At 71.2% G+C, this 21,128-nt stretch carries 21 protein-coding genes and 2 pseudogenes; 7 read left to right on the top strand and 16 right to left on the bottom strand.

Annotated features, from left to right (window positions below; translation table 11 throughout):
• The first annotated feature begins 53 nt into the window (after positions 1-53).
• From D0D37_RS33755 to D0D37_RS48195, 5 genes and pseudogenes are all read left to right on the top strand, one after another.
• Positions 54-380: a hypothetical protein gene (locus D0D37_RS33755; RefSeq protein ID WP_116204644.1), complete on the top strand. Its 327-nt coding sequence runs from the start codon at positions 54-56 to the stop codon at positions 378-380.
• Positions 377-1,324, top strand: coding sequence for an FAD:protein FMN transferase (locus tag D0D37_RS33750; protein WP_116204643.1), 948 nt, complete (start codon positions 377-379; stop codon positions 1,322-1,324). Before D0D37_RS33755 ends, D0D37_RS33750 begins: the two co-directional genes overlap by 4 nt.
• Entirely contained in the window at positions 1,321-1,881 is a 561-nt protein-coding gene (locus D0D37_RS33745) for a ferric reductase-like transmembrane domain-containing protein (RefSeq protein ID WP_116204642.1), read from the top strand. Before D0D37_RS33750 ends, D0D37_RS33745 begins: the two co-directional genes overlap by 4 nt.
• Positions 1,881-3,212: an NADH-ubiquinone oxidoreductase-F iron-sulfur binding region domain-containing protein gene (locus D0D37_RS33740; protein WP_116204641.1), complete on the top strand. Its 1,332-nt coding sequence runs from the start codon at positions 1,881-1,883 to the stop codon at positions 3,210-3,212. Before D0D37_RS33745 ends, D0D37_RS33740 begins: the two co-directional genes overlap by 1 nt.
• 2 nt (positions 3,213-3,214) lie before the next feature.
• Positions 3,215-3,352 (top strand): annotated as a pseudogene (locus D0D37_RS48195) (ferredoxin); the annotation flags it as partial.
• On the opposite strand, the gene D0D37_RS33730 reads toward D0D37_RS48195, so the two are convergent.
• Positions 3,322-3,816 (bottom strand): DoxX family protein, encoded by a 495-nt coding sequence (locus tag D0D37_RS33730; protein ID WP_116204639.1) that lies wholly within the window; start codon positions 3,814-3,816, stop codon positions 3,322-3,324. The pseudogene D0D37_RS48195 and the gene D0D37_RS33730 overlap by 31 nt on opposite strands.
• 358 nt (positions 3,817-4,174) lie before the next feature.
• On the opposite strand from D0D37_RS33730, the gene D0D37_RS33725 reads away from it, so the two are divergent.
• Positions 4,175-4,732 (top strand): DUF2231 domain-containing protein, encoded by a 558-nt coding sequence (locus D0D37_RS33725; protein ID WP_116204638.1) that lies wholly within the window; start codon positions 4,175-4,177, stop codon positions 4,730-4,732.
• Positions 4,733-5,318: 586 nt separating this feature from the next.
• Here the strand turns inward: D0D37_RS33725 and D0D37_RS33720 are convergent.
• Together D0D37_RS33720 and D0D37_RS33710 are read right to left on the bottom strand one after the other, a co-directional pair.
• A complete protein-coding gene (locus D0D37_RS33720; RefSeq protein ID WP_116204637.1) occupies positions 5,319-5,507 on the bottom strand; it encodes a hypothetical protein in 189 nt (62 codons plus the stop codon).
• 726 nt (positions 5,508-6,233) lie between these two features.
• The gene (locus D0D37_RS33710; protein WP_162834593.1) at positions 6,234-6,641 is read right to left on the bottom strand and encodes a hypothetical protein; all 408 of its coding nucleotides are present in this window, start codon (positions 6,639-6,641) and stop codon (positions 6,234-6,236) included.
• Between the two features lie 136 nt (positions 6,642-6,777).
• On the opposite strand from D0D37_RS33710, the gene D0D37_RS33705 reads away from it, so the two are divergent.
• A complete protein-coding gene (locus D0D37_RS33705; RefSeq protein ID WP_208720270.1) occupies positions 6,778-7,257 on the top strand; it encodes a hypothetical protein in 480 nt (159 codons plus the stop codon).
• 383 nt (positions 7,258-7,640) lie between these two features.
• Here D0D37_RS33705 and D0D37_RS33700 read toward each other — a convergent pair whose 3' ends face one another.
• From D0D37_RS33700 to D0D37_RS33640, 13 genes and pseudogenes are all read right to left on the bottom strand, one after another.
• Positions 7,641-7,814 (bottom strand): hypothetical protein, encoded by a 174-nt coding sequence (locus D0D37_RS33700; RefSeq protein ID WP_162834592.1) that lies wholly within the window; start codon positions 7,812-7,814, stop codon positions 7,641-7,643.
• A gap of 106 nt (positions 7,815-7,920) precedes the next feature.
• Positions 7,921-8,784: an LGFP repeat-containing protein gene (locus D0D37_RS49010; RefSeq protein WP_482746753.1), complete on the bottom strand. Its 864-nt coding sequence runs from the start codon at positions 8,782-8,784 to the stop codon at positions 7,921-7,923.
• Between the two features lie 330 nt (positions 8,785-9,114).
• Positions 9,115-9,942 (bottom strand): annotated as a pseudogene (locus D0D37_RS49005) (nucleoside hydrolase); the annotation flags it as partial.
• 433 nt (positions 9,943-10,375) lie between these two features.
• A complete protein-coding gene (locus tag D0D37_RS33685; protein ID WP_116204632.1) occupies positions 10,376-10,594 on the bottom strand; it encodes a hypothetical protein in 219 nt (72 codons plus the stop codon).
• Positions 10,591-12,378, bottom strand: a complete 1,788-nt coding sequence (locus D0D37_RS33680) for a hypothetical protein (RefSeq protein ID WP_116204631.1) — start codon at positions 12,376-12,378, stop codon at positions 10,591-10,593. The genes D0D37_RS33685 and D0D37_RS33680 overlap by 4 nt, the downstream gene beginning before the upstream one ends.
• 53 nt (positions 12,379-12,431) lie before the next feature.
• Positions 12,432-12,791 carry a hypothetical protein gene (locus tag D0D37_RS33675; protein ID WP_116204630.1) on the bottom strand — a complete coding sequence of 120 codons (360 nt, stop codon included), beginning with the start codon at positions 12,789-12,791 and terminating at the stop codon, positions 12,432-12,434.
• Positions 12,788-14,923, bottom strand: coding sequence for a glycosyltransferase family 2 protein (locus D0D37_RS46925; protein ID WP_162834591.1), 2,136 nt, complete (start codon positions 14,921-14,923; stop codon positions 12,788-12,790). The genes D0D37_RS33675 and D0D37_RS46925 overlap by 4 nt, the downstream gene beginning before the upstream one ends.
• On the bottom strand, positions 14,923-15,699 hold the full coding sequence (locus tag D0D37_RS33665; protein ID WP_116204629.1) for a glycosyltransferase family 2 protein: 777 nt from the start codon (positions 15,697-15,699) through the stop codon (positions 14,923-14,925). Before D0D37_RS33665 ends, D0D37_RS46925 begins: the two co-directional genes overlap by 1 nt.
• Before the next feature lie 383 nt (positions 15,700-16,082).
• Positions 16,083-17,345, bottom strand: coding sequence for a hypothetical protein (locus tag D0D37_RS33660; RefSeq protein ID WP_116204658.1), 1,263 nt, complete (start codon positions 17,343-17,345; stop codon positions 16,083-16,085).
• On the bottom strand, positions 17,342-18,115 hold the full coding sequence (locus D0D37_RS33655) for a polysaccharide deacetylase family protein (protein WP_116204628.1): 774 nt from the start codon (positions 18,113-18,115) through the stop codon (positions 17,342-17,344). The genes D0D37_RS33660 and D0D37_RS33655 overlap by 4 nt, the downstream gene beginning before the upstream one ends.
• Complete coding sequence (locus tag D0D37_RS33650; protein WP_208720269.1) at positions 18,099-18,992, bottom strand: alkaline phosphatase family protein; 894 nt, start codon at positions 18,990-18,992, stop codon at positions 18,099-18,101. The genes D0D37_RS33655 and D0D37_RS33650 overlap by 17 nt, the downstream gene beginning before the upstream one ends.
• Positions 18,989-20,278, bottom strand: coding sequence for a lipopolysaccharide biosynthesis protein (locus D0D37_RS33645; protein ID WP_116204627.1), 1,290 nt, complete (start codon positions 20,276-20,278; stop codon positions 18,989-18,991). Before D0D37_RS33645 ends, D0D37_RS33650 begins: the two co-directional genes overlap by 4 nt.
• On the bottom strand, positions 20,275-21,128 hold an 854-nt coding region (locus tag D0D37_RS33640; protein ID WP_162834590.1), incomplete at its 5' end, for an aminoglycoside phosphotransferase family protein. The genes D0D37_RS33645 and D0D37_RS33640, both read right to left, overlap by 4 nt.

The following is a 21,128-nucleotide window of genomic DNA, read 5'->3' as shown; positions in this document are numbered from 1 at the left end:
CCAGGACTCCTGCCGACACTGGCATCACCCGTTCCAGTCAGAAGGAGCTCCGCGTGAATCACCGGCAACGCATCCGGATCCGTGCCCGCGGACGTCGCCGCATCGCGGTGGCGACGTGGGCCGCGGGACTGGGCGGCACAGCGCTGGCCACGGTTTTCGGCGTCACGCTCGTCCAGCAGGCGACCGCCGACACGGGTGAACCGCCGCCTCCCGTGAACCCTCCGGCGGCCCCGTCCGCTCCGCCGGTCACCTCCTCGACGTCCACCGCCCCGCCGGAGACGCCCGCCTCGACCACCGCGCCGCGGGCCATCGACCCGCCCGCACAACCGCCGGTCACCGGTCGCCGCCGCCATGTCGCCGGGCATTCGGGCGGATCATGACGACGGCCGCCGAGCCCCTCGCGAGGACCCGCTTCCGGGCACTGGGCACCACCGCCGAATTGGTTGTCACCGCCCCGGCCCTCTTGCCCGCTGCGGACGAACTGCTCCGAAGCGAACTCCGGGCCGTTGACGAGGCATGCAGCCGGTTCCGCGACGATTCGGAGATCACCGCGCTGCACCGGCGCGCCGGTTCTCCGGTGCGGGTCAGCCCCTTGCTGGCCGAAGCGCTGCAAGTCGCGTTGTACGCCGCCGAGATCACTGACGGGCTTGTCGACCCGACGGTCGGCCAGGCCGTCTGCGACCTCGGCTACGACCGGGACTTCGACGCGATCGACCGCGACCTGGCCGCGTCCGTCGAGCCCGCCGGCGAGGTTCCGGGCTGGTGGCGGGTCATCCTGGACCGGTTCTGGTACGAGGTGGTCGTGCCGCGCGGCGTCCGGCTGGATCTGGGTGCTACCGCGAAAGCATGGGCAGCCGACCGCGCCAGCGCCTCCATCTCCCGCGAGCTCGGCTGCGGCGTACTGGTCGGCCTTGGCGGAGATCTTGCCGTCGCCGGTCCCGCACCGGCGCGGGGCTGGCAGGTGGCGGTCGGCGACGACCACGCCGCGGTCGATCCCCGCCGCGATCCGGTGATCGCCTTGACGAGCGGCGGGCTGGCGACTTCCAGCACCGTGTGCCGCACCTGGCGCCGGGCCGGGCGGACTGTGCACCACATCGTCGATCCGCGCACCGGGGACATCCCGGACGCCTGCTGGCGGACCGTGACCGTCGCGGCGGCGACGTGCGCCGACGCCAATACCGCCAGCACCGCGGCGGTCGTGCTCGGCGAGCAGGCTCCGGCCTGGCTGGCGGAACGCCGGTTGCCCGCCCGCCTGGTCGCGCTGGACGGACACGTCGTCCGCGTCGCCGGATGGCCGGATCCGGCGGAGGAGGCTTCGGCATGAACGCGTTGTGGTACGTCAGCCGGGCGACCGGGCTGGCCGCGCTGGTGTTGTTCACCGGCGTGGTGGTGCTCGGTGCGGTCTCCAGCGCCCGGCTCGCGTCACCGCGGTGGCCGAGGTTCGCCGTCGCCGCCCTCCACCGGAATCTGTCCCTGGTCACACTCGCCTTCCTGGGAGTCCACATCGCCACGGCGATCATCGACACCTACGCGGGCATCCGGTGGATCAGCGCGGTGGTCCCGTTCGTCTCGTCCTACTACCCGGTGTCTTTGGGCATCGGAGCGATCGCGTTCGACCTGCTCGTCGCGGTGGTCGTGTCGAGCCTGCTGCGGCCGCGAATCAACGCCAGGGTCTGGAAGGCCGTCCACTGGGCCGCGTACCTGTCCTGGCCCGCCGCCGTGGTGCACGGCTTCGAGATCGGCGGCGCGGATTCCCGGCTGACGTGGGTCCGGGTGCTGCTGGTGGCTTGCGTGCTCGCCGCGGCGGCGGCGGTGGCGTGGCGGGCGACGGTGCGGCATCCCGACACCGAGGCCCGGCGAGGAACACTGGGAGGCTTGTGATGACCACCGCGCGCTATCCCCGGGCAGCCGACGGGCGACTGTCGCCTCCGGATCCGGCCAGCCCGCGCCGTCTCCTCGCGGGCTGGCTGGAAACCCGGCGGTCCGCTGGACTTTCCGAGCACCGCGCCCGTTACGGCCCGTTGCCCGTCGAGCGCTACGGCGACCGGAACGGCCGCGCGCGGCTGCTGGCCACAGTGGACGCTGCAGGCTTGCGCGGGCGTGGCGGGGCGGGTTTTCCCGCCGGCCGGAAACTGCGTGCCGTCGCCCGAGGCCGCCGTCCTGTCGTCGTGGTCAACGGATGCGAGGGAGAACCGGTCAGCGGCAAGGACCACGCGCTGCTGACGGTCGCGCCGCACCTCGTCCTAGACGGGGCTGTGCTGGCCGCGGCGGCGACCGACGCGACGGAGATCATCCTGTGCGTGCACCGCGACGATCCGATCGCCGCTCCGGTGGCCGAGGCGCTGGCTGAGCGGCCCAGCGGAGAGATTCCGGTCCGGCTGGTGCGGGTGCCTGGCCGGTACGTGGCCAGCGAGGAATCCGCGCTCGTCCACTTCCTGGAGACCGGCGACGCGCGACCGACCGCGAAGCCGCCCCGCCCCTTCGAACGCGGCGTGCGCGGACGCCCGACCCTGATCGACAACGTCGAGACTCTCGCCCATCTCGCATTGATCGCCCGCTACGGCGCGGAGTGGTTCCGCGGGTGCGGCACCAAGGATTCGCCCGGCACCACCTTGGTCACCGTCGGCGGCAGCGTCACCCGGCCAGGCGTGTACGAGACCGCGCTCGGCGCTCCGGTCGCCGAGATCCTCGACCAAGCCGGCGGCCCGGCCGAACGGCCGCAAGCGATTCTGTTCGGCGGATACGGCGGCACCTGGCTGCCCGCGCCCACAGCCGTCCACACGCGACTGTCCGATGAGGACCTTCGAGCCGCGGGAGCCGCCCTGGGCGTCGCCTCGCTGACCGTGCTGCCCGCGCGTGCCTGCGGTCTCGCCGAAACTGCCCGCGTGCTCCGTTACCTGGCGGGCGAATCAGCCCGCCAATGCGGGCCGTGCATGTTCGGCCTCCCCGCCATAGCCGACGACTTCACCGCTCTCGTGCTCGGCGGCCGGGCCGCGGCCCAGGCCGAACGACGGCTCCGGAGCCGGCTCTCGATCATTCCCGGGCGCGGCGCGTGCGCACATCCCGACGGCGCCGTCCGGCTGGCCGCCAGCGCGATGCGGTGTTTCGCACCTGACCTGCGCGCGCACCTCGCCGGACGTCCCTGCGCGGGGGCGGCGCACCCCGCGCTGCCGCTGCCGGACTGGAACAACCGAAGCGGAGATTGGACGTGACCATGACCGAACGGCGTTCCCGGCAACTGCGGGTCGACCCGATCGCCTGCCGGGCACACGGAATCTGCGCCGAGCTGCTGCCCGAACTGATCGACCTCGACGAATGGGGCTACCCCGTCGTCGTCGACCGGCCCGTGCCCGGCTCGGTGCTGTCCGACGCGCGCCAAGCCGTCGCCGCCTGCCCGACACTGGCGCTCCGCTTGACCGCCAAACGCCCGTGACCGGACCGCAAACCGTCCAGCGCGAACCGGCCCGGACCGACAAACGCGACGATCAGCAGCGACCAGCAGAACAACGCCGCCGCTTCGCCGCCGTTCTCGATCGGCCAGAAACCATTCGGCACATGCACCGTGAAATACGCATACGCCATCGATCCGGACCCGATGACCGCCGCCGGGCGCGTCGCCGCGCCCACGACGACCAGTGCTCCGCACACCAGCTGGATCACCGCGGCCCACCAGCCGGGCCATTGACCCGTCGGGGTCGGCGTATGCGCGCCGAGCAACCCGAACACGCTCTTGACGCCGTGACAGGCGAACAAGAAGCCGACCACGATCCGGTACAGCCCGACGACGTGCTCGCGGGCGAGGCCGAAGCGGTGCATGTGCCCTCCATGCTGTCGAACGAGACGGGCGCGCCGAAGCGCCCGCGGAAACGGGGAAAAGAAAGGATGACCCGATCGCCGCGGCCCCGGAAATCGCTCACGGAAATCAGTGCGCTCAGGTATACAGCTCACGGCGCGACCGGGGACCCGTCGAAAGTCGCACCCGCGCGCATTCTTACCGAGCTCTTACTCCGGGCGCCGCGATCGCCGCCCCCACAAGCGGATCGACCGCGCTGACCGGCTTTCGCGGGCACAGACCCGCATTCTTGCCTTAGTCTCACCGTCGTGCCACTGGGTGTTCACCTGCCCACGCCAAGGTGAGCACGCTTTCCCGGACCTCCACCACGTTAAGGACGCCATGACGACACTCAACGGCCTGCCTGCCCACATCCTGCTCGTGCACGCGATCGTCGTGCTGCTGCCGTTGAGCGCGCTTCTGCTGGTGCTGAACAGCGTCTGGCCGAAAGCGCGCGGCAAACTCGCCGGGCCGAACGCCGTGCTTGCCGTGCTCGTGGTGATCATGGTTCCGATCACCACGGACGCCGGCGAATGGCTCGAACGACGGGTCGCGTCGACACCGTTGCTGCGCGACCACACCGAACTGGGCGACACGGCGCTGTGGGTGGCGATTCCGGTCGCTGTGCTCGCGCTCGTGGTGTGGTGGCGTCAACGCGAACGCACCGCGCTGACGGAGACGAGAGAGGCGGAGGAGACCGGCGAGGCGGTCGCCACCGCTGTGCGACGCAAGACTTATCTCGCGCCCGCTTCGGCGAAGCTCACGGCTGTGATCGCCGTTGTCGCGATCCTGGTTGCCGGTGCGGCTATCTACGACGTGTACCGCATCGGTGATTCCGGTGCGCAGGCCTCCTGGCAGGGGAAGTTCAGCCAGAACGCCGCACCGCGCGGCGCTCGTTAGGTCACAGCGAGTGCGGCTCGCCCTGCTCATGCACAAGTTTCGATAACGGCGGCCACGCACTTGGTGCGGCGCGAACGGGCCGGGCGTACCCGAAGAAAGGCGCTGACCCGACCGTGCGGGTGCACCTCCGGGGCACGACCAAAGTTTTGTACGGGCTCATCCCGGACGAGGCCATACAAAATCGCCGGACGCGGTCCGGGTCGGCGCGGACGCGGTCAGCTGCCTGCTGTACGGCGGAACTCCGGTCGGTTCGCGGGGTGCGGGCAGCCAACTCGCGGTCGAAGCAGTTCGCGGCGGGTACGGCCGGATTCCGCTGCACACAAGGTTCGTCGGCTGCCGGGATGGAGTCGGCGGTGTGCGGGCCGGACGGGCATTCCAGGGCTGTGTGCCCTGCCTCCGGCTGGATCAGCGCCGAGCACGGCACAGGTGCCGGACGATGCACGGCCGCGATCTGACCGCTGATTGCGGATTGGTTGTCGACTGTGCTCGTGAAGATCTTTCGCTGCGAATTCGAGGAGCAGGCGGCTGCTCGGCAACTTGAGGGGCGGGGTGGCGAAAGGAACCCGGGACGCGGTCACCGCTGAGCTCAATGACGTGGGTGGAGGAATTGCTCGGCATCCGCGGCGACCGGGGATTCTCTGCGATCGCCCACGAGGCGCTCGATGGCCAACGCGGCGAGGGCGATGTCGACAGAGACAAGCTCAGGGACCGGAATGCTCTCGACATCGTGTTTCCATGCGGTCAGCAGCGCGTCAAGCACGGCGTCTGGGTCCATTGGCGTTCCTGCCCTTCTACCGGTAAGTCGGCTGGCCGGAGCGGTTGTTACGAGCCCGCTCGGGCGGCGGGGACGAGCATGTCCGGTGCGCCGTCCACAAGAGACGGTCGACGGGGTCGGATTGCCGGTCATTCTGGTAATTCCTGAATTCCGGAAAGGGACACTCCAAGGTTTGTGCTTGGCAGTGCCGCTGAAAACTCTCGAGAATGATGCCGGAGATTTCCTGCGCAGGGCTTGAGACACGGTCGCGTCTGGCCTTGGCCTGAGGGGAGCGGACCGATTCGGCGGCAGTTTCGCGGATCTTCCGCGTGGAAGGGGCCCCTGCGTTCGTGTCCTCTGGTCGGCGGGTTGGCTGCAGCGAACTCGGCCGTCCGAATTTGCGCGCCGGCGCAGCGCCCATCGCACTGCGCAGCTGGACCGGCAGGGCTGCGGCCTCATCGTCGCGTCGCTGCCGAAGGAGAAGGTGCTTGCGATCGCGGACTGGCTCCGTCGCGTGGTCGGTCCACGGTCCTGACCGTTCCGGAGAGGTGGCGAGGCCGGACCGCTCAGGCCGCCGAACCGACGGCGGGAATGCTGCCTCAGCATGACGCCACTATGTTCGCTTGGCCGTCCGCCAAGCGGTAGCGCAGGCGGACGGCGGCGGCGCGGTCGGCCGGGCGTCGGTCGAGAGCCCGACTGCCCTGACGGAGATAGGTAACGCCTCGCCGGTCTCGATCCCGGTGAGGGTTAGAGCGCCGCGTGCCGGCGGTTCGACGACGATCTCGCCGCGTTGGCTGGCGCTGAGGTCAGGCCGAACAGTCCGAGCCCGGGGTGCCGGGAGCCCGCAGTGGTGGCGAACTTGGTGCCGAGCAAGCACTGCAGCACCTCGGTTCGCCGCTCCGTGCAGACCGCTGTCGGCGCGGACGCGAGTTGCTGCGAACCGTCTTCGCCGCCTCCGCTCAGGTACGCGTTCAAGGACGTCGGCGCTGGAGGCCGAGACCGCAGTGACCGCGGCGGGGATTCCGCGTCGGCAGGCCGCTGAGCGAGCACGACGGCGTTGCTGCAGTCGCAGTAGCGAGGATGCCGGGCAACAGCAGTCCGATGCGTGTCAGCGGCCGGTTTGAGTTCCCCGCGTACGGCCACTTGAAATGTCACGTTCCGTGACAGTCTTGACCGAGATCTTCCGTGCCTAGCCAGAATTGTCGGTGCTGGGCCATACCGTGTGCGCGTCCCCAACATGTGCATCGCCTGCGAGAGATCGTTGGCGACCGGCCACCCAAGGAGCTTGACCGTGACTTCCGCCGTGCCCGCCGACGGGCGCTCTGATTTCGATTTCATTTTCGGCCGCTGGCAGGTACGCAACCGCAAGCTGGCAGACCTCGTGGACCCGGCCTGTGCGGAGTGGGTCGAGTTCGACGCCACCGCCGCGGCTGAGCCGATCCTGGGCGGCCTGGGCCACGTCGACCGGATCCAGACCGACGACTTCGAAGGCTTCACGCTCCGCCAGTTCGACCCTGAAGCCAAGGTCTGGCGCATCTGGTGGGCCTCCAGCACCAGGCCCGGACACCTCGACCCGCCTATGGAAGGGACCTTCAGCGACGGCCGCGGCCGGTTTTTCTGCGACGACGTCCTAGGCGGCCACGCCGTGAAAGTGCGATTCGAATGGACCAACGCCACCACCGACACCGCCCGATGGGAGCAGGCGTTCTCCTACGACGATGGAGTCACCTGGCGCACCAACTGGACCATGGACCTCACCCGGACTGAATAGCGGCCAGCCCAGCACCGGCCACGCTTCCGGCGCCCGCCCCACCGTCAAGCACCGACCTGACTCCCCGTGACCGCTGGCGGCCAGTTACCTCCCCGCTAACTGGCCGCCAGCGGGGAATTCCAACTGGCCACTAACAGATGCGAACAGTCGATCCGCTCATCCCTGCCGGGACGTCGGAGAAGCACATCGCGGCGCGTATTTCATCCGCTAGGCGTTGTCCATAGTAGACAGTGGTGCGAGCTGGGCTAACGGGCTGTCGGGACCCGCCAATGGCCTTCAGAGGAGGCGAGGCGGTCCATCGTGGCCTGCACGGCCTCGCCGCTCGCGGAATCGCAGTCCGTTGCCAGCCGGGCTTCGGGTGCTCGGCTGACGGCAGGTGTCGCTCAGTCCGTTTCCGGTTGCTGCCAGGCCCGTCCTGCCCGCTGGGCGGCGATGTGGACCTCGTCGCCGTGTTCCTGCCAATTCTGGTCGGTCGGGTCGTGGTCGCCGACCCACCCGGGGAGCGGGGCCGGGACGGGGTTGCCGCGCGGCTGTGGTTGTCCGGTCGTCTGGGTCATGATTTCCTCCGTCTCCTGTGCGGGGTGCCGAAACTGCGGCCCGGGTGCGGCGGTCGGCCGCCGCACCCGGAAACCTCGATTCCGGCAAGGCGATTCGCCCTGCGGCCTACCGCCGGCCGACGGTGATCGCGCGGTTCGACGCGTTCCAGCTGATCCAGCCGTGCTGGAAGTCGTTCCGCCTGCCGCCGGGGATTCCGTACTCGCTGCTGGTCGGGTAGCCGAGGAATGACCGTTCCCAGCCCATCGACGCCCACTTGGCGCGGATGTCGCCGTAGATGGCCTGGGCACCGGTGCCGGGCGTCCAGTAGATGGAGGCTCCGCCGGTTCCGGTGAAGTGGTTGTAGCGGCCGACTCCGTCCGGGGTTCCGGTTTCGTCGGTGGTGGGGTAGCCGAGCACGGACCGTTCCCAGCCCATTGCCGCCCACTTGGCGCGGATAGCACCGTAGATCGCGTGGGCGCCGGTGCCGGGAGTCCAGTAGATCGAGCCGCCGTCGGTCCTGGAGAAGTGGTTGTAGCGGCCCACGCCGTCGGGCGTGCCGGTTTCGTCAGTGATCGGATAGCCGAGCCCGCCGCGTTCCCCGCCCATGCCGGCCCACGCGGCGCGGATAGCACCGTAGATCGCGTGTGCGCCCGTATTGGGCGTCCAGTAGATGGAGGCGCCGCCGGTTCCGGTGAAGTGGTTGTACCGGCCGATTCCGTCGGATGTCGCTGTCTCGTCGGTAGTCGGATACCCCAGGACTGACGCCGGGCCGCCGTACTGCCGGTACTTCGCCAGGATGTTGCTGCGCACGGCGTGCGCGCCGCTGGCCTGCGACCAGTAGATGGCGCCGTTCTGGTAATCCTGCGCTCTGCCGCCGGCCGTGGGGACGTACTCGCTGCCCACCGGGTTCCCCAGGTAGCTGCTCGGGCCGCCCAGTTGGGTGTAGTGCGCCACGATCGGGTCGGCGGAGGCGACCGGCAGCTGGTCCATCAAGGTTTCGAGCGCGGTGCCGATCCGGGCCGGCGACGCGGCGTTGAGAAGGTAATGCTGCGGCTTGACGGTCGTGGTGTCCCACTTGTCCCCGCCGTCCGCAGCCACCAGGACCGAGCCGGGATCGGGGTTGTCGGCGAAGAGTCCGCTGTGGCCCATGCCCGCGTCGTACATGGCGACCGGGTCCCAGCTGTTCATGCTGTTGCCCGCACCGATCATCCGCTGGTAGGCAGCTCGGACGGGATTAGCCGCGGGAGTGGCGGCGAGCCCGGCTCCGGTCGAGACGGCGGCGCCGACCTCGTAGCCCTCGAACTCGGCGGGCACCGTGGCCGGCCAGTTGTTCACGACCTGGGTGGCGGCCGAGGCGTCGGCCTTCCAGTTGTACTCCGGGCCGTCGGCGGCGTTGCTGGCCGGGAACTGGCCGCCCATCATGGTGAGCGACTTGACCTTCTGGGCGATCAGCTGCGTTCCGGTGAGCGGGCTGTAGGCGTCCGCGGGGGAGTTCATCAGGTTCGCCAGGTTCGTCTCGAGCCCGATTCCGACGATCACCACGCTGTGGTCGGCGGCGCCGGCGAGCAGCTTCCGGTACAGCCCCGCTGCCTCGGGGGCGGTGTTGCCGTCGGCGATCCGCGTCGGGAAGTTCTGCGCGAGATATTTCGCGTAGTCCGGGCTCGACACGTCGTCGGCGGCCGGTTCGATGCTGCCGACCGGAATGCCGCCGTGGCCGTAATAGGTGTTGATCGAGGAAACGGCCGGCGCGCCCCATTTGCTCGGGTAGTTCACCATGACGCCGAGAATGCTGACCTGGCCGTTGTCCTGCATGGCGTTGGCGATCGCGAGCGCGCCTGCGTCGTCGGCGCTGCCGTAGACGTCGGTGTCCACGATCAGCGGCACCGCCGCGGCCGACGCGCCGGGCGTCGCCGCCTTGGGCGCGGCGGGCGGGGAGGCCGGTTTGGTCACCGAAGGCGCCGGCCGGGTGGCCGTCACCTTGGGCGGCGCGGGTTCCCACGGCAGTTTGCTCGTCAGCGGCGGAGGCTGGGCGGTTGCCGCGGCGATCGGCTGCCCGGAGGTGAGAGCGGCGGTGACGACCCCGGCGGTCAGCACCGAAATCGCGGACAGCGTGCAGAACCGGGACCATCCCCCGGGTGATCTTTTCATCGAACACTCCTCCCGATCCGCCGGCGAAACCGCCGCGATATCGAAATCGGAAACGGAGACCGGTGCGCTACAGCGATTGAGATTTCGCATCGTTCCTGTGATCTGGGAAAGCGTTTTCGTTCACGTGCACGGCGAGGGAAAAACCGCGCGAGCCATTTCGGCGGCGCGTTTCAGCGGCCGTCGCGATGCGGGCGGAACGGGGGTGCCGCGGGCGGGATCAGCGGCGCAGCAGGCGGAGCATCTTGGCTAGGAGACCGGGCCCGCGGAACCGGCGGCACCCGCCGGGCGGGCAGAGGGCGCATTCGGTGCCGCCGCGGTAATGCGCATGAGCTTCGCGAGGGTGTCCGCAGCGGCACAGGTCGCGCCCTGCCGTGGGGGAGCTGATGGCGGCCCTCCAGATGTCCTGGTGTGTCGGTCAGCATAGCCCACCCCCTCAGCCGACCGCGTTCATGACGCGGAGCACCACAGCGGCGAACAGCAGCACGGTCACGGCGACGCCGGCGAGGTCGAGCCGGCGCACCCGTCGCGACCGGGCCTGCCGGACGCCGCGTTCGCCTGCCGCTCGCTCCGCCAGGACGGTGCGCACGATGACGAGTCCGCAGAACGCGGCGGCGAACACGACGACTGACAGCACGGACACCGAATCGGTCATGGCTGCCCGCGGTCGGCGCGAGCGAGGAGCCTGGCTCCGCCCTGGTCGAACACGACCTGGTAGTTCCCGCTGTAGAGCAGATCCGAGACGAGCCGGTCGGTCCACCCGGCGGAGAGGCCGTAGTAGATCCGGCCGTAGTTCTCCTGGGAAGGCGTGACCACGAGGTAGTCCGGCGCCGCGTCGAGGACGCAGGTCGCCGCGCGGACGTAGCCCGGGCAGGTCCGTTCCACGGCGGGCTGGTTCACGACTCCGATCCGGTCGAACCCGATGGGGGTGGCGTCGGCGCTGAGCACGCTGATCGTCTGCCCGGGTGCGGCCAGCCGGTATGCGTCGGCGACCGCGGCGACGTCGGCACGGGTGTAGCTGAGGTACGCGTCGCCGCCGCCCCGTGCGGTGATCGTGCCGAGGCCCAGCGCGGCGAGCACGATCGCGGCGGCGACCGGTCCGGCCCCGCGAAACCGCGGCCGGACGCGGGAGGCGGCGCGCATCGCACCCGGACCGCTCGGCCGCGACAGGAGCGCGTCGAGGCAGCAGCCGCCCAGGATCGCCGCGAACGGCAGGGCGAACAGGTAACAGCGGACGAAGACTTCGCCGCCGTAGGACTGCAGCGCGGCCAGTCCCAGCGGAGCGAGCGCGAGCAGTACGAGCGGCACCGAGCGCAGTCCCCTGCGGCGGCGCGACCACCAGCCGCCGAGTGCGAGTGCGCCGACCGTGCCGGTCAGGCAGACCCGCAGGAACAGGATCGCGGTGCGGCCCGCGTCGCCGGTGAACCGCCCGGTGATGCCCTGGTCGACCGACGAGCTCACCTGCCCGAAGTCGCCGATCACCATGCTGAGCTGGCCCTGCCAGAAGTCCTTGGCCCCCAGCGTGAACCACACCAGCGCGGGCACCAGGACGAGCCAGGGCAGCCAGCCCGCCCACAGCCGGCCGGTCAGCGCCATCACCAGCAGCAGCCCGGCCAGCAGGAACGGAGTCAGCTGGTGCGTCGGCGCCAGGGCCAGCGCGAAGAGCAGGAGCAGTCCGTGCGCGACGAGCCGTTGGCGGACGAGGTTCGGCGGGGGAGCGCCGCGCCCCGGGCGGGACTTTCCCCCGTACGCGAGGCCCGGCCGCACGAGATACCGGGCGACCAGGGCGAGCGCGGCGAGCATGATCAGGTAGGTGGCGGCCTGCGGGGAGAAGTAGTCCTGCTCGGTCCATTCGGCGAGGAGGAAGATCCACGTGGCCAGCCAGCCGGCGCGCCCGGCGCCCAGCACGGCGACCGCGAGGACCCGGACGCCCAGCACCGCGATCCCCGCGATGACGGCCGGCGCCCATTGCAGCAAGGGCGTGGCGTCCGGCGCGTTGCTCGCCCTGGTCAGAAAAGCGATCAGCGAGAAGAAGCCGGGCCAGGAGAACCGGGCGTCGTAACCTTGCAGAGGTTGCCCGTTTTCGGCGATGTACCGGGCGAATCCGGTGTGCAGCCAGGACACGGTGAGCCGTGCGGTCTGTTCGCTGGACGGCTGCAGGCCGTAGACGAGGAGCACGCCGAGAACCGTGCACGAGGCCAGCACGCGCGGACGCGGTCGGCGGCGGACCAGTTCCGCCACCACCGCCGCGGCCAGTACCGGATACGCGGCCAGCAGCACCGGCGACAGCGCGGTGATCAGGCCGAGCCCGCCGAGTTCCGCGGGGGTCACCTGCCTAAGCCCGGCCAGCCACAGCACTCCGGCCAGCACTGCGAGGGCCGGAACCAGCGCGTCCTTCGGGTGGTTCGGCAGGCGCGGCCGGAGGAGCTTCGGCCGCACTCTGGTTCGACCCGGGGACGACCTCGACCCCGGCATCGCGGGAGCGAGTCTCGTCACGGGCCCGCCCCTGCTGTCCGGGGTGCGGTCAGCTGCCGCAGCAGCTCGAACAGGGTGGCGCCGGCGAGCACGATGAACGCCTCCCAGGGATGCCACCAATGCAGCGCTGTCATGAGCTCGGCGAGCAGCAACGTCCCGGACAGCCCCACCGCGATCGCGACGAGCCACTCCATCGAGCGAGTGGCCAGCCGCAGATGCGGGACCGCCGCCCAGCCCGGGGCGAGAAGGACGAACGCGGTGTCCAGATACAGCCGGGCGGCGCTGGTGAGCTGCCAGGCGGTCAGGACCAGCACGGTGGCGCTGAGCGCCGCCAGGAGCCAGCGGACGGTTCGCCGGTCGCGGCGCATCGGCGTCACCGGTTCTTCTCTCGCGTCCGCGCCGACCACGCGCTGCGCGCGAGCGCGAACGGTCCGGCCGAGAGGCCGGTCGCCTGGGCGAGCAGCAGCCGGGCGCGCGGGCCGCCTTCCGGGTGCCGGCCCCGGCGCGGCGCGACCACGCCGCCGGCCCGCGCCGCGATGGCGGTGGCGACCAGCCACGCGTCCGCGGGCCGGCGCAGGAGGTGCCGGACGAACATCGCCGACAACCCGACGCCGTACGCGTGCAGCCGGTCGCGCAACTCGGCCCATTCGGCGCCGTGTTCGTGCCAGGCCACGGCGTGCGGCGTGTACACCACGGTGCCGCCGGACCGCGCCAGCCGCAGGAAGAGTTCGAGGTCCTCGCCCGCGCGCGTGGCGGTGCCGGGACCCAGCAGCGGGTCGAAGCCGCACAGCCGGTCCAGCGCGGAGCGCCGCCACATCGCGCATCCGCCGGGCCCGAACTCTCCGGGCGCGAAGGAGCTGTGCGGATCCTTGGCCGCGTGTGCCGGGCCGAAGACCACGCGGCGGGCGCCGTGGCCGAACCCCTTGAGCTCCTCGAATTTCCGCTGGGCCGGAGTGTCCAAAGAGGCCGGCAGGACGAGGCTGGTGGCGCAGTCGACGCGGGCGTCGGCGAATTCCGCCGCCAGGTTGGCGGCCCACCACCGGTCGACCTCGATGTCGTCGTCGACGAAGGCGATCAGTTCCCCGCGCGCTGCCGCGGCACCGGTGTTGCGAGCCCGGCTGACCCCTGGCACTGGCTCGGCGACATACCGGACCCGCGCGTGGGCGGCGGCCAGTTCGGCCAGCCCGGCGGACGCGGCGGAGTCCGGCCGATTGTCCACCAGGACAACCTCGAGATCCGGGTATTCGGCGGCCAGCAACGATTTCACGCAGTCCCGGACCTGATCTGTCCGGTCGGCCGTCGGCACTACGACGCTGACCGGCGGAGCGGAGCCGTCCGCGGCGGGCCGCTCCGGCGGCTCGGCCGGGCGGACCGCTGAGGGGGCCAGCCGGGCTTTGGTGACCGGGAGCCGGGTCACGTCCAGGGTCCAGCGGCCCTCGCGCACCAGCACCAGCGCGTCGCGGTACCCGGGCTCGGCGTGCGCGGGTACCGGCAGCGGCGCCAGGCCCCGGCGGATGTCGAATTCGGTGACCGCGATCGCGGCGTCGACCGGCTTTTCCCGATGCCGGGCGCACTCCCGCAGATAGCCGCCGCCCGCTGCGAGGAGGGCGGCGGTGATCGCGGCGACTCCCTGCGCGGCCGCGGCCGGACGGCCGTGCGCGGCGCGGACGAGCTCGCGGCCGACGGAGGCCGGCAGCACCCGCGTCACGTAACGGCGCTCGGTCGAGACGGCGTCGCCGGCCCCGGCCATCCGGCTGACGACCGCTTTCGACAGGCCTTCCGCCCAGCTGCGCCGGACCAGGTACGACCAGGTCGTGCGTTCGGGGCCGACCTGGTGCCGCACGACCGAGCGAGGCTCGAACAGGATGCGCGCGCGAGGCAGGCGCTGCCGGGCCCGGATGCACAGCTCGGTTTCCTCGCAGCCCAGCGGAAGCGCGCCCAGCCTGCCGACGCTGGCGGAGAAGCCGCCGATCGTGTCGAACACGCCCCGGCGGAAGGACATGGTGCAGCCCATGACGTTCCGGACCTCGGCGAGCTCGGCGGGCAGCCCGCGGTAGGTGCACCCGACCACCCAGTCGAGCACCCGGTCCGGGGGCAGCCAGCCGGGGCGGCCGCTCCCGGCGGGCCAGACCGGATCCGCCGCGCCGCCGACCGCGATCACGTCCGGGTCGGCATACGGCGCGAGCAGGCCGGCGAGCCAGCCCGGTTCGGCCGCAGCGTCGTCGTCGAGGAAAGCGATGATGTCGCCGGCCGCGGCGGTGACGCCGGTGTTGCGGGCCCCCGAGAGGCCGCGCGGCCCCGCGTTGTCGACGATGCGGACGCCGGTCAGCCCGGTGCGGGCGAGGGCGGCCAGTTCCGCGTTGTGGTCGACGACCAGGATCAGCTCCCGCGGGGCCGGAATTTGCGTTGCCGCGGAAGCGAGTGCGGCGCGCAGCGCGGGCCACCGCGCGGTCGTGTAAGCGCAGACAACCACCGAGGCGGTCCGGGCGGCCGGCTCGGACCGGGTCATCAGGCGAGCTCCTGCGCGGCGAGGTCGCCGGGGTCGGGCAGCTCCGGTCTCCCGCGCGCACGGCAGCGGCGGTATTCCGCGAAGATCGTGCGCAGGACCCGCGCTCCGTCGGAGAAGGTGCGCAGGTTCGTCTCGCCGAAAATGCGCTGGCGCTCGAAGCTGGGGACTTCGACCACCTTCAGGCCCGCCGCCACGACGCGGCAGCTGAGGACGGTTTCGATCTCGAATCCGTCGCCCCAGAGCTTTCCCGCCGACCGGGCGTTCGTGGCCGGCAGCCCCAGTTGCGGGACCATGTCCCGCCAGAATGCGTTGTAGCCGTAGCAAAGATCGCTGAACGCGGTGTCGTAGAGGGTATTGGCCAGCCGGTTCAGGGCGGAGTTGCCCAGACGGCGCAGGATCGTGATGTCGTCGCTGCCGCCCGGATCGCGGTAGCGGGTGCCCTTGGCGAAGTCGGCGCCGCGGGTCAGCGTCTCCACGAAAGAGGGGATCTCGGCGGGATCGGCCGAGCCGTCCGCGTCGAACATGACGATGATGTCGCCCGAGGCCGCCTCGAATCCGCACGCGAGCGCGTTTCCCTTTCCGGTGCGGGTCTGCATGACTGTGACGAGAGAGGGGAGCAAGCGGCGCGCGACCGCGACGGTGCCGTCCACCGAATGGCCGTCGACCAGAACGATCTCGGCGGCGCCGGGCAGTTCCGGAAGGATCACTTCAAGGTTGCGCGCTTCGTTGCGCGCGGGAATGACGATACTGATCTTCGGGTCCGCGCCTCGTCCCATCGGATGCTCCCTCTCCCCGGCGAGCCGCTGCCCGGCCTTGCGGTTTTCCCGGCGGTCACCCGGATTCAACTAGATGTCTACCTGTCGTAATCCGAAAGGTTTCTGTTACGTGAAAGAGGGGGGTCGGACTTCGCGGCAAGATTGTTTTCTGGAGAGCGTGCGCTACCTCGTCAACGAGCAACATTTACTGGTGGGCCAAGCAAGCACGGTCGAATCGGTCCAACTGGGACACTGCGGCCGCCGCAGCGGCGGGTTCGGTCTGAAATCGTGTGCGACCAGCTGCAGAAAGTGTTTGGAAAAATCGGCTAGTTTGCCGTCCGGTTGCCAAAAATGCTACTCAGTACGCGCCATTAGGTTATTTGATCTTCCCGCTTTGAATGTGTTCAACGGCGGGTGGTGACGCGAATTCCGTACGGCGGCAGCGCGGCTGTTTGCCCGGGCAGGGTCTGGTCGCTCGCGGTGAGGTTCACTGCGAGCGCCTCGCGGTTGCCGATGATCTCCAGTACCGCGCCGGAGGGCGAATAGCTGATTGCGGTCTCGGTGTCCACAGTGGCGGCGAGCCATTCCCACGGCACGGCGAGCGGCAGCAGGGTCGCGTTGCGATCGGCGGTCGGCGCGGTCCACAGCGCCGCGCTGGGGACGTCGGCCGACGCCTGCGGCTGCCACAACAGCAGGCGGGAAGCGCCGCCGCGCAACGCCTGGGCCGTCGCGTCGAGAGTGAGCGCGGCCAGCTGGGGGCTGTCAGCGGGCCACGGAGGGCCGGCGGGCTGCGTCGGATAGAACTCCGACCACCAGACCGGGAGGCCGGTGCGGGTCCGAAGCCAGCTGGTGACTGTGGAGAACATTTCGGTGGCGCGGAACGGGTCGGTGGTCAGCCCGGCGTCCCGGGTTCCGCTGGATCCGTCGACCGCGAGGAAATCGGCGCCGTGCTTGTGCGCGTTCCAGTAGTCGATCACGTCGAGCGCGCGTTGGTCGACGACTCCCCAGGGGCCCGAGACCGCGGACGGGGCGGGGCTGCCGGCCGCGGACCAGGTGTCGAGAACAACGTACGGCCCGCCGACGCGAGCGTCCGGGCGGACTTTCTTCACCGCGTCGTAGACGGCGTTGTAGAGGTCGGTGTAGTCCTCGTAGTCCCATCGGTTCGCGGCGTCGGCGTAGAGCCCTTTGAGTTCGCTCCAGACCTGGAAATCGCGCACCTGCGGGTATCTCGCGGCGGCGGCGGCCGCGAGTGCGGCGAAGTCGCCGTAGTGCGCCCGGGTCGGTGCGGAGTCCAGTGTGGTCCAGTCGGTGGTGCCGGCGCGGCCGCCCTTCATCCAGTCCGGCGCGCCCGCCAGCGTCAGCACCGGCACGCCGTGCGTCGTGCTCATCAGTGCCATCCGCTGGTCGAGCGACGACCAGTCGTACACGCCTGGCGACGGCTCCGGATTGCCCACGCCCCAGCCCATCAGGTATTGGTTCTGGATCATCGGCCGGGTCCCGAGCGCCGCGGTGGCGTCGGCCGTCTGCTCGGGCGGGTAGTCGTCGATGCTGTCTTGGGTGTGGGTCACGCCGACCACCGGTTCGAGTTCGGCGCCGGCGGTGCGGTCGCACCCGGCCAGCGCCGTGCTGAGCAGCAGTGCGGCGACGGCGGTCCGGAACCGGTTCACCGCAGGAACCACGGCGTGGTTCGCGGGGCGCCGACGACCAGCGCTCCCGAGAGCGACCGGCCGCGCAGCCCGCGTTCGTCCAGCCCGGCGAGCACGGCGCGAACGAGGTCGCCGCGGTCGAACCGCGGCCGCGGCCCGTCGTCCGCGCCGTCCTCCGGGCCGGCGTGGCCGTCGTGGGCGAGCAGAACCGAACCGCGGTTGAGGCCGCGTGCCGCTTGGGCGGCGAGCACTTCGGCAGGCCGGTCCAGCCAATCCCAGGCGCACGGCCCCCACAGCACGGGGGTGAGGCCCTGGCGGCGGATCGCGCGCCACACCGCGGGGGTTTGCGCGCCGTAGGGCGGGCGGAACCAGCGGATCGGGATTCCGAGCAGATCCTCCAGCCGCGCGGTCCCGGCGGCCAGCTGCGTCCGCACGGTCGCGGGCGGGAGCCTGGACAGCCGTCGGTGGTCCGTTCCGTGCAGGCCGATTTCGTGGCCGGCGGCGAGCACTTCCCTTGCCAGCGCGGGGTTCCTGCGCGCTCGGTCGGCCAGCATGAAGAAGGTCGCGGTGGCCTGGTGCGCGGCGAGGGCCTCGAGCACCCGGTCGGTGCCGCCGGGCTCCGGTCCGTCGTCGAAGGTGAGCACGACCTCCGGCGCCCGCGTGCGCACGCTGGTGAGCGAGCCGATCGGGCCGGTGACCGGTCCGGCGAGGTTGAGGATCGTGCGGCGCAGCGCGGCGCCCGCGCCGCCGGCTTCGGGCAGGCTTGCCGCCGGTTCAGTGTTGCCAGACATCGCTGATCGGGCTCCGGTCGGCGGCGTGGCCCAGTGCGGGCAGGCCGTAGAGGGTTTCCAGGGTGCGCAGGAGCCGGTAGTGGTCGACCGGCTCGGCGTAGCTGCTGGGCCGGACCATCGGCCCGGTCAGGCTGAGCGGGATCTCGTTGGCGGCGGAGGAGTCTTCGGCTTCGTCGAAGGTGACGACGAGGAGGCTGTTGTGCGTCGTGGCCCAGGCGGCGTAGCCGGACAAGTGCGCGCGCAGCCATTCGTCGGCGACTGCGGTGCCGCAGTTGTGCATGTTGTGGCACATGTTCGGGATCACGAAGGAGATCGTCGGCAGTGCGGCGAAGTCGGGGCCGAACTCCGCGAAGGGCCGGTTCGCCGCCCCCGGCACCGTGGTGAAGTCCGTCCACGGCGCGTGCCAGCGCACGTAGTCGCCTGCCTGGCAGCCCGGGTAGCCCGCAGCCGGGAGGTCTTCGGCGTAGGCGGCGAAGCTGTCGCCGGCGTCGAGGAGTTCGCGGGCCAAATTCGGTGCGGTGAAGGTGTGCGGGCACGAATCGTCGGCGACTCCCTGGACGTCGCCGGAGAACAGCGCGAGGTAGTTCGGCTGGCTGGGATGCGTGACGGCGGTGGCATGGGTGAACCGGGCGCCTGCCGCGGCGAGCTGGTTCAGGTAGCCGGCGTCGGGGTTTCCGGTGACCTGGTCGGATCCGTGGTTCTCCAGCACGACCACCACGACGTGGTCAGGACGCGGCAGAGCGCCGGAGGCGGCCGAAGGAGCGCTGGGCGCCGAGGAACTGCTCGATACGGGGGCGGCGGTCGGCGGGGTCGCGCACGCGGCGGCCGACAGCGCGGCGGCCAGCAATACCGGCACCGCTCGGGGAACGGTTCTCATGCGGGCCTTCCTTTCGCCTTCGCTGGGCGGATCCACCGCCGCAGCGCGACTGTCGCGGCGGCGGCCACGAGACATTGCACTACGACGAAACCCAAGCCGGTCAGCGCGAGGTGCTCCATCGGTACCACCGCGACCACGGACAGCACGCCGAGCGCGCTGCTTCCTTCCAGCAGCGCCACCAGCCGGCCCCGTCCGTGCGCGATGCCGGCGGCGACGACCAGCGTGACGACCAGCCTCGGCAGGCAGCCGAGGAGGACGAGGCGGAGCAGCCAGGCTCCTTGGTCGGCGTAATCGCGGCCGAAGACCGACAGGAGCGGATGCGCGAGCACGACGGCGAGCAGCAGGGCCGGACCGAACACCGCGGCGAGCCGCCGGCTGCCGAGGGCGAACAGTTCGCGGGTGCGGTGGGGTTCGTGCGCGATCCGCACGATCACCGACTGGGCGAAGCTGATCGCGGCGTAGTCGACGGTGTTGCCGGCCATCCACACGAGAAAGAACACCGCGCCGGGCGCCGGCCCGAACCGTCCGATCACCAGCAGCGGCACGAGGTCGGTCAGCAGGCCGCCGGCGACCTTCGCCGGGTAGGTCGGCACGAGCAGCCTGAGCACTTCCCGCCGGTCGGGCAGGACCGGCTCGGCGCTGTCGGGCGGTTGCTGGCGGGTCAGCACGCGGTACACCAGCACGGAGACCACCGCCACCCCGGCCAGAGCGGGCGCGATCCAGGACAGCAGGATGCCGGCCGCGCCGAGGGCGGGTCCGGCCAGCGCAAGGACGGCGACCCGGGCGACGCCGATGGTCGCGTTCTCGTACGGCATCCAGCGCGCGCGGCCCACCGAGACCAGCACTGCGTCCTGGAACTGGAACATCGCCCAGGCGACCGCGGCGAACAGGAACGCGGCCGTGCTCAGCCGGGGGAGGCTTTCGGTGATCTCGTCGCCGGTCGGCAGCAGCAGCACCACGCAGGCCGCGGCGAGGGAACCCGCGAGCACCAGCGCGTAGCAGCGGGCGATGAGCACGGTGCGCAGCCTGCCCGCCCGCGGAACCCACCGCAGCAGCGCCGCGCCCAGCCCGAGGTCGCCGAGTCCCGCCACGAGCAGGAATCCGGAGACGAACGCGGACGCGTGGCCGACTTGTTCCTGCGGCAGCAGGCGAGCGGCGACGACCCACGCGGCGACTCCGACGGCCGAGGTCAGCACCGCGCCGGCGACCAGGGAGACGCCGTCGCGGACCATCGTCTGCGCGGAACTGCGCCGCGCCCGCCGGGCGGCGGCGCTTCCGGCCGTCACGGCGGCGTCCCGTTCACCGCGGAAAGGACCTTGATGACGTTGCGGCGCAACCAGACCGGGTTCGCGGCGTAGCGCGCCGACTTCGCGAGGTTGGCCGCGACCAGGTGCAGCCACCCGAGCAACACCAGCGTGCGGACCGGTACGTCGTCCCCGCCGCGCACGCTCCGGTCGCGCAGCGCCGCCGCCGACCGCGGTCCGGTCGTGAGCCAGTCGACCACCACGGTGCCGAGTTCCCGCCCGGTCGCCGTCGCCTCCGTGGACAGCGCGAGGCTCACGACGTCGATCGCGACCAGGCCGCGGCCGGTCGCTTGCCCCCAGTCGACGATTCCGCTGACCCGGTCGCCGGGCCCGAGGAGGATGTTGTCCGGGCTGTAGTCGCCGTGGACCCAGCCCGCCGGGAGACGCCGGTCCCGCAGTCCGGCGGACAAGTCGGCGGCGACCCGGTCGACCGTCGTCCGGAGCCGGGCGGGGACCGCGGCGCGCACCAGCCCGGCCGGGTCCGCGACGTGCCGGCGCAGCAGCCGCTCGTCCACCCGGCCGAGTTCCGCGGTCCGGTCGTGGAGTTCGACGAGCACCGCGAGCGCCGCACCGGCGAACCGCTCGGCACGGGCGGGCGAGCCGGCGAGGACGGCGCGAGCGTCGTGCCCGGGGAGAACGTCCTGCAGGCTGAACGCGGCGCCGCAGGAGTCGCCGGAATACAGCGCTGCCGGTACGAGGGCATTCCACCCGGACAGGCGCGGGTCTTCCTTGAGCCGCACCAGGACGCGCGCTTCGTGCCGGAGCGCTGCCCGCCCGCCGTCGGTGTCGGCCGCCTTCAGCAGTGCCAGGGAACGGTTGTCCCGGCCGACCC

Source organism: Amycolatopsis circi, assembly GCF_003385235.1.
GTDB lineage: Bacteria > Actinomycetota > Actinomycetes > Mycobacteriales > Pseudonocardiaceae > Amycolatopsis > Amycolatopsis circi.
The sequence above is the reverse complement of the archived record's forward strand: the minus strand, read 5'-3'. Positions and strand labels throughout refer to the sequence as shown.

What these genes read in the sequence shown, in the direction of transcription:
- D0D37_RS33685 (WP_116204632.1), bottom strand. Translation starts at nt 10,594, where the DNA reads ATGACCGATTCGGTGTCCGTGCTGTCAGTCGTCGTGTTCGCCGCCGCG.
- D0D37_RS33750 (WP_116204643.1), top strand. Translation starts at nt 377, where the DNA reads ATGACGACGGCCGCCGAGCCCCTCGCGAGGACCCGCTTCCGGGCACTG.
- D0D37_RS33730 (WP_116204639.1), bottom strand. Translation starts at nt 3,816, where the DNA reads ATGCACCGCTTCGGCCTCGCCCGCGAGCACGTCGTCGGGCTGTACCGG.
- D0D37_RS33650 (WP_208720269.1), bottom strand. Translation starts at nt 18,992, where the DNA reads ATGAGAACCGTTCCCCGAGCGGTGCCGGTATTGCTGGCCGCCGCGCTG.
- D0D37_RS33665 (WP_116204629.1), bottom strand. Translation starts at nt 15,699, where the DNA reads ATGGGACGAGGCGCGGACCCGAAGATCAGTATCGTCATTCCCGCGCGC.
- D0D37_RS33700 (WP_162834592.1), bottom strand. Translation starts at nt 7,814, where the DNA reads ATGACCCAGACGACCGGACAACCACAGCCGCGCGGCAACCCCGTCCCG.
- D0D37_RS33745 (WP_116204642.1), top strand. Translation starts at nt 1,321, where the DNA reads ATGAACGCGTTGTGGTACGTCAGCCGGGCGACCGGGCTGGCCGCGCTG.
- D0D37_RS33720 (WP_116204637.1), bottom strand. Translation starts at nt 5,507, where the DNA reads ATGGACCCAGACGCCGTGCTTGACGCGCTGCTGACCGCATGGAAACAC.
- D0D37_RS33725 (WP_116204638.1), top strand. Translation starts at nt 4,175, where the DNA reads ATGACGACACTCAACGGCCTGCCTGCCCACATCCTGCTCGTGCACGCG.
- D0D37_RS46925 (WP_162834591.1), bottom strand. Translation starts at nt 14,923, where the DNA reads ATGACCCGGTCCGAGCCGGCCGCCCGGACCGCCTCGGTGGTTGTCTGC.
- D0D37_RS49010 (WP_482746753.1), bottom strand. Translation starts at nt 8,784, where the DNA reads ATGGACCAGCTGCCGGTCGCCTCCGCCGACCCGATCGTGGCGCACTAC.
- D0D37_RS33655 (WP_116204628.1), bottom strand. Translation starts at nt 18,115, where the DNA reads ATGTCTGGCAACACTGAACCGGCGGCAAGCCTGCCCGAAGCCGGCGGC.
- D0D37_RS33740 (WP_116204641.1), top strand. Translation starts at nt 1,881, where the DNA reads ATGACCACCGCGCGCTATCCCCGGGCAGCCGACGGGCGACTGTCGCCT.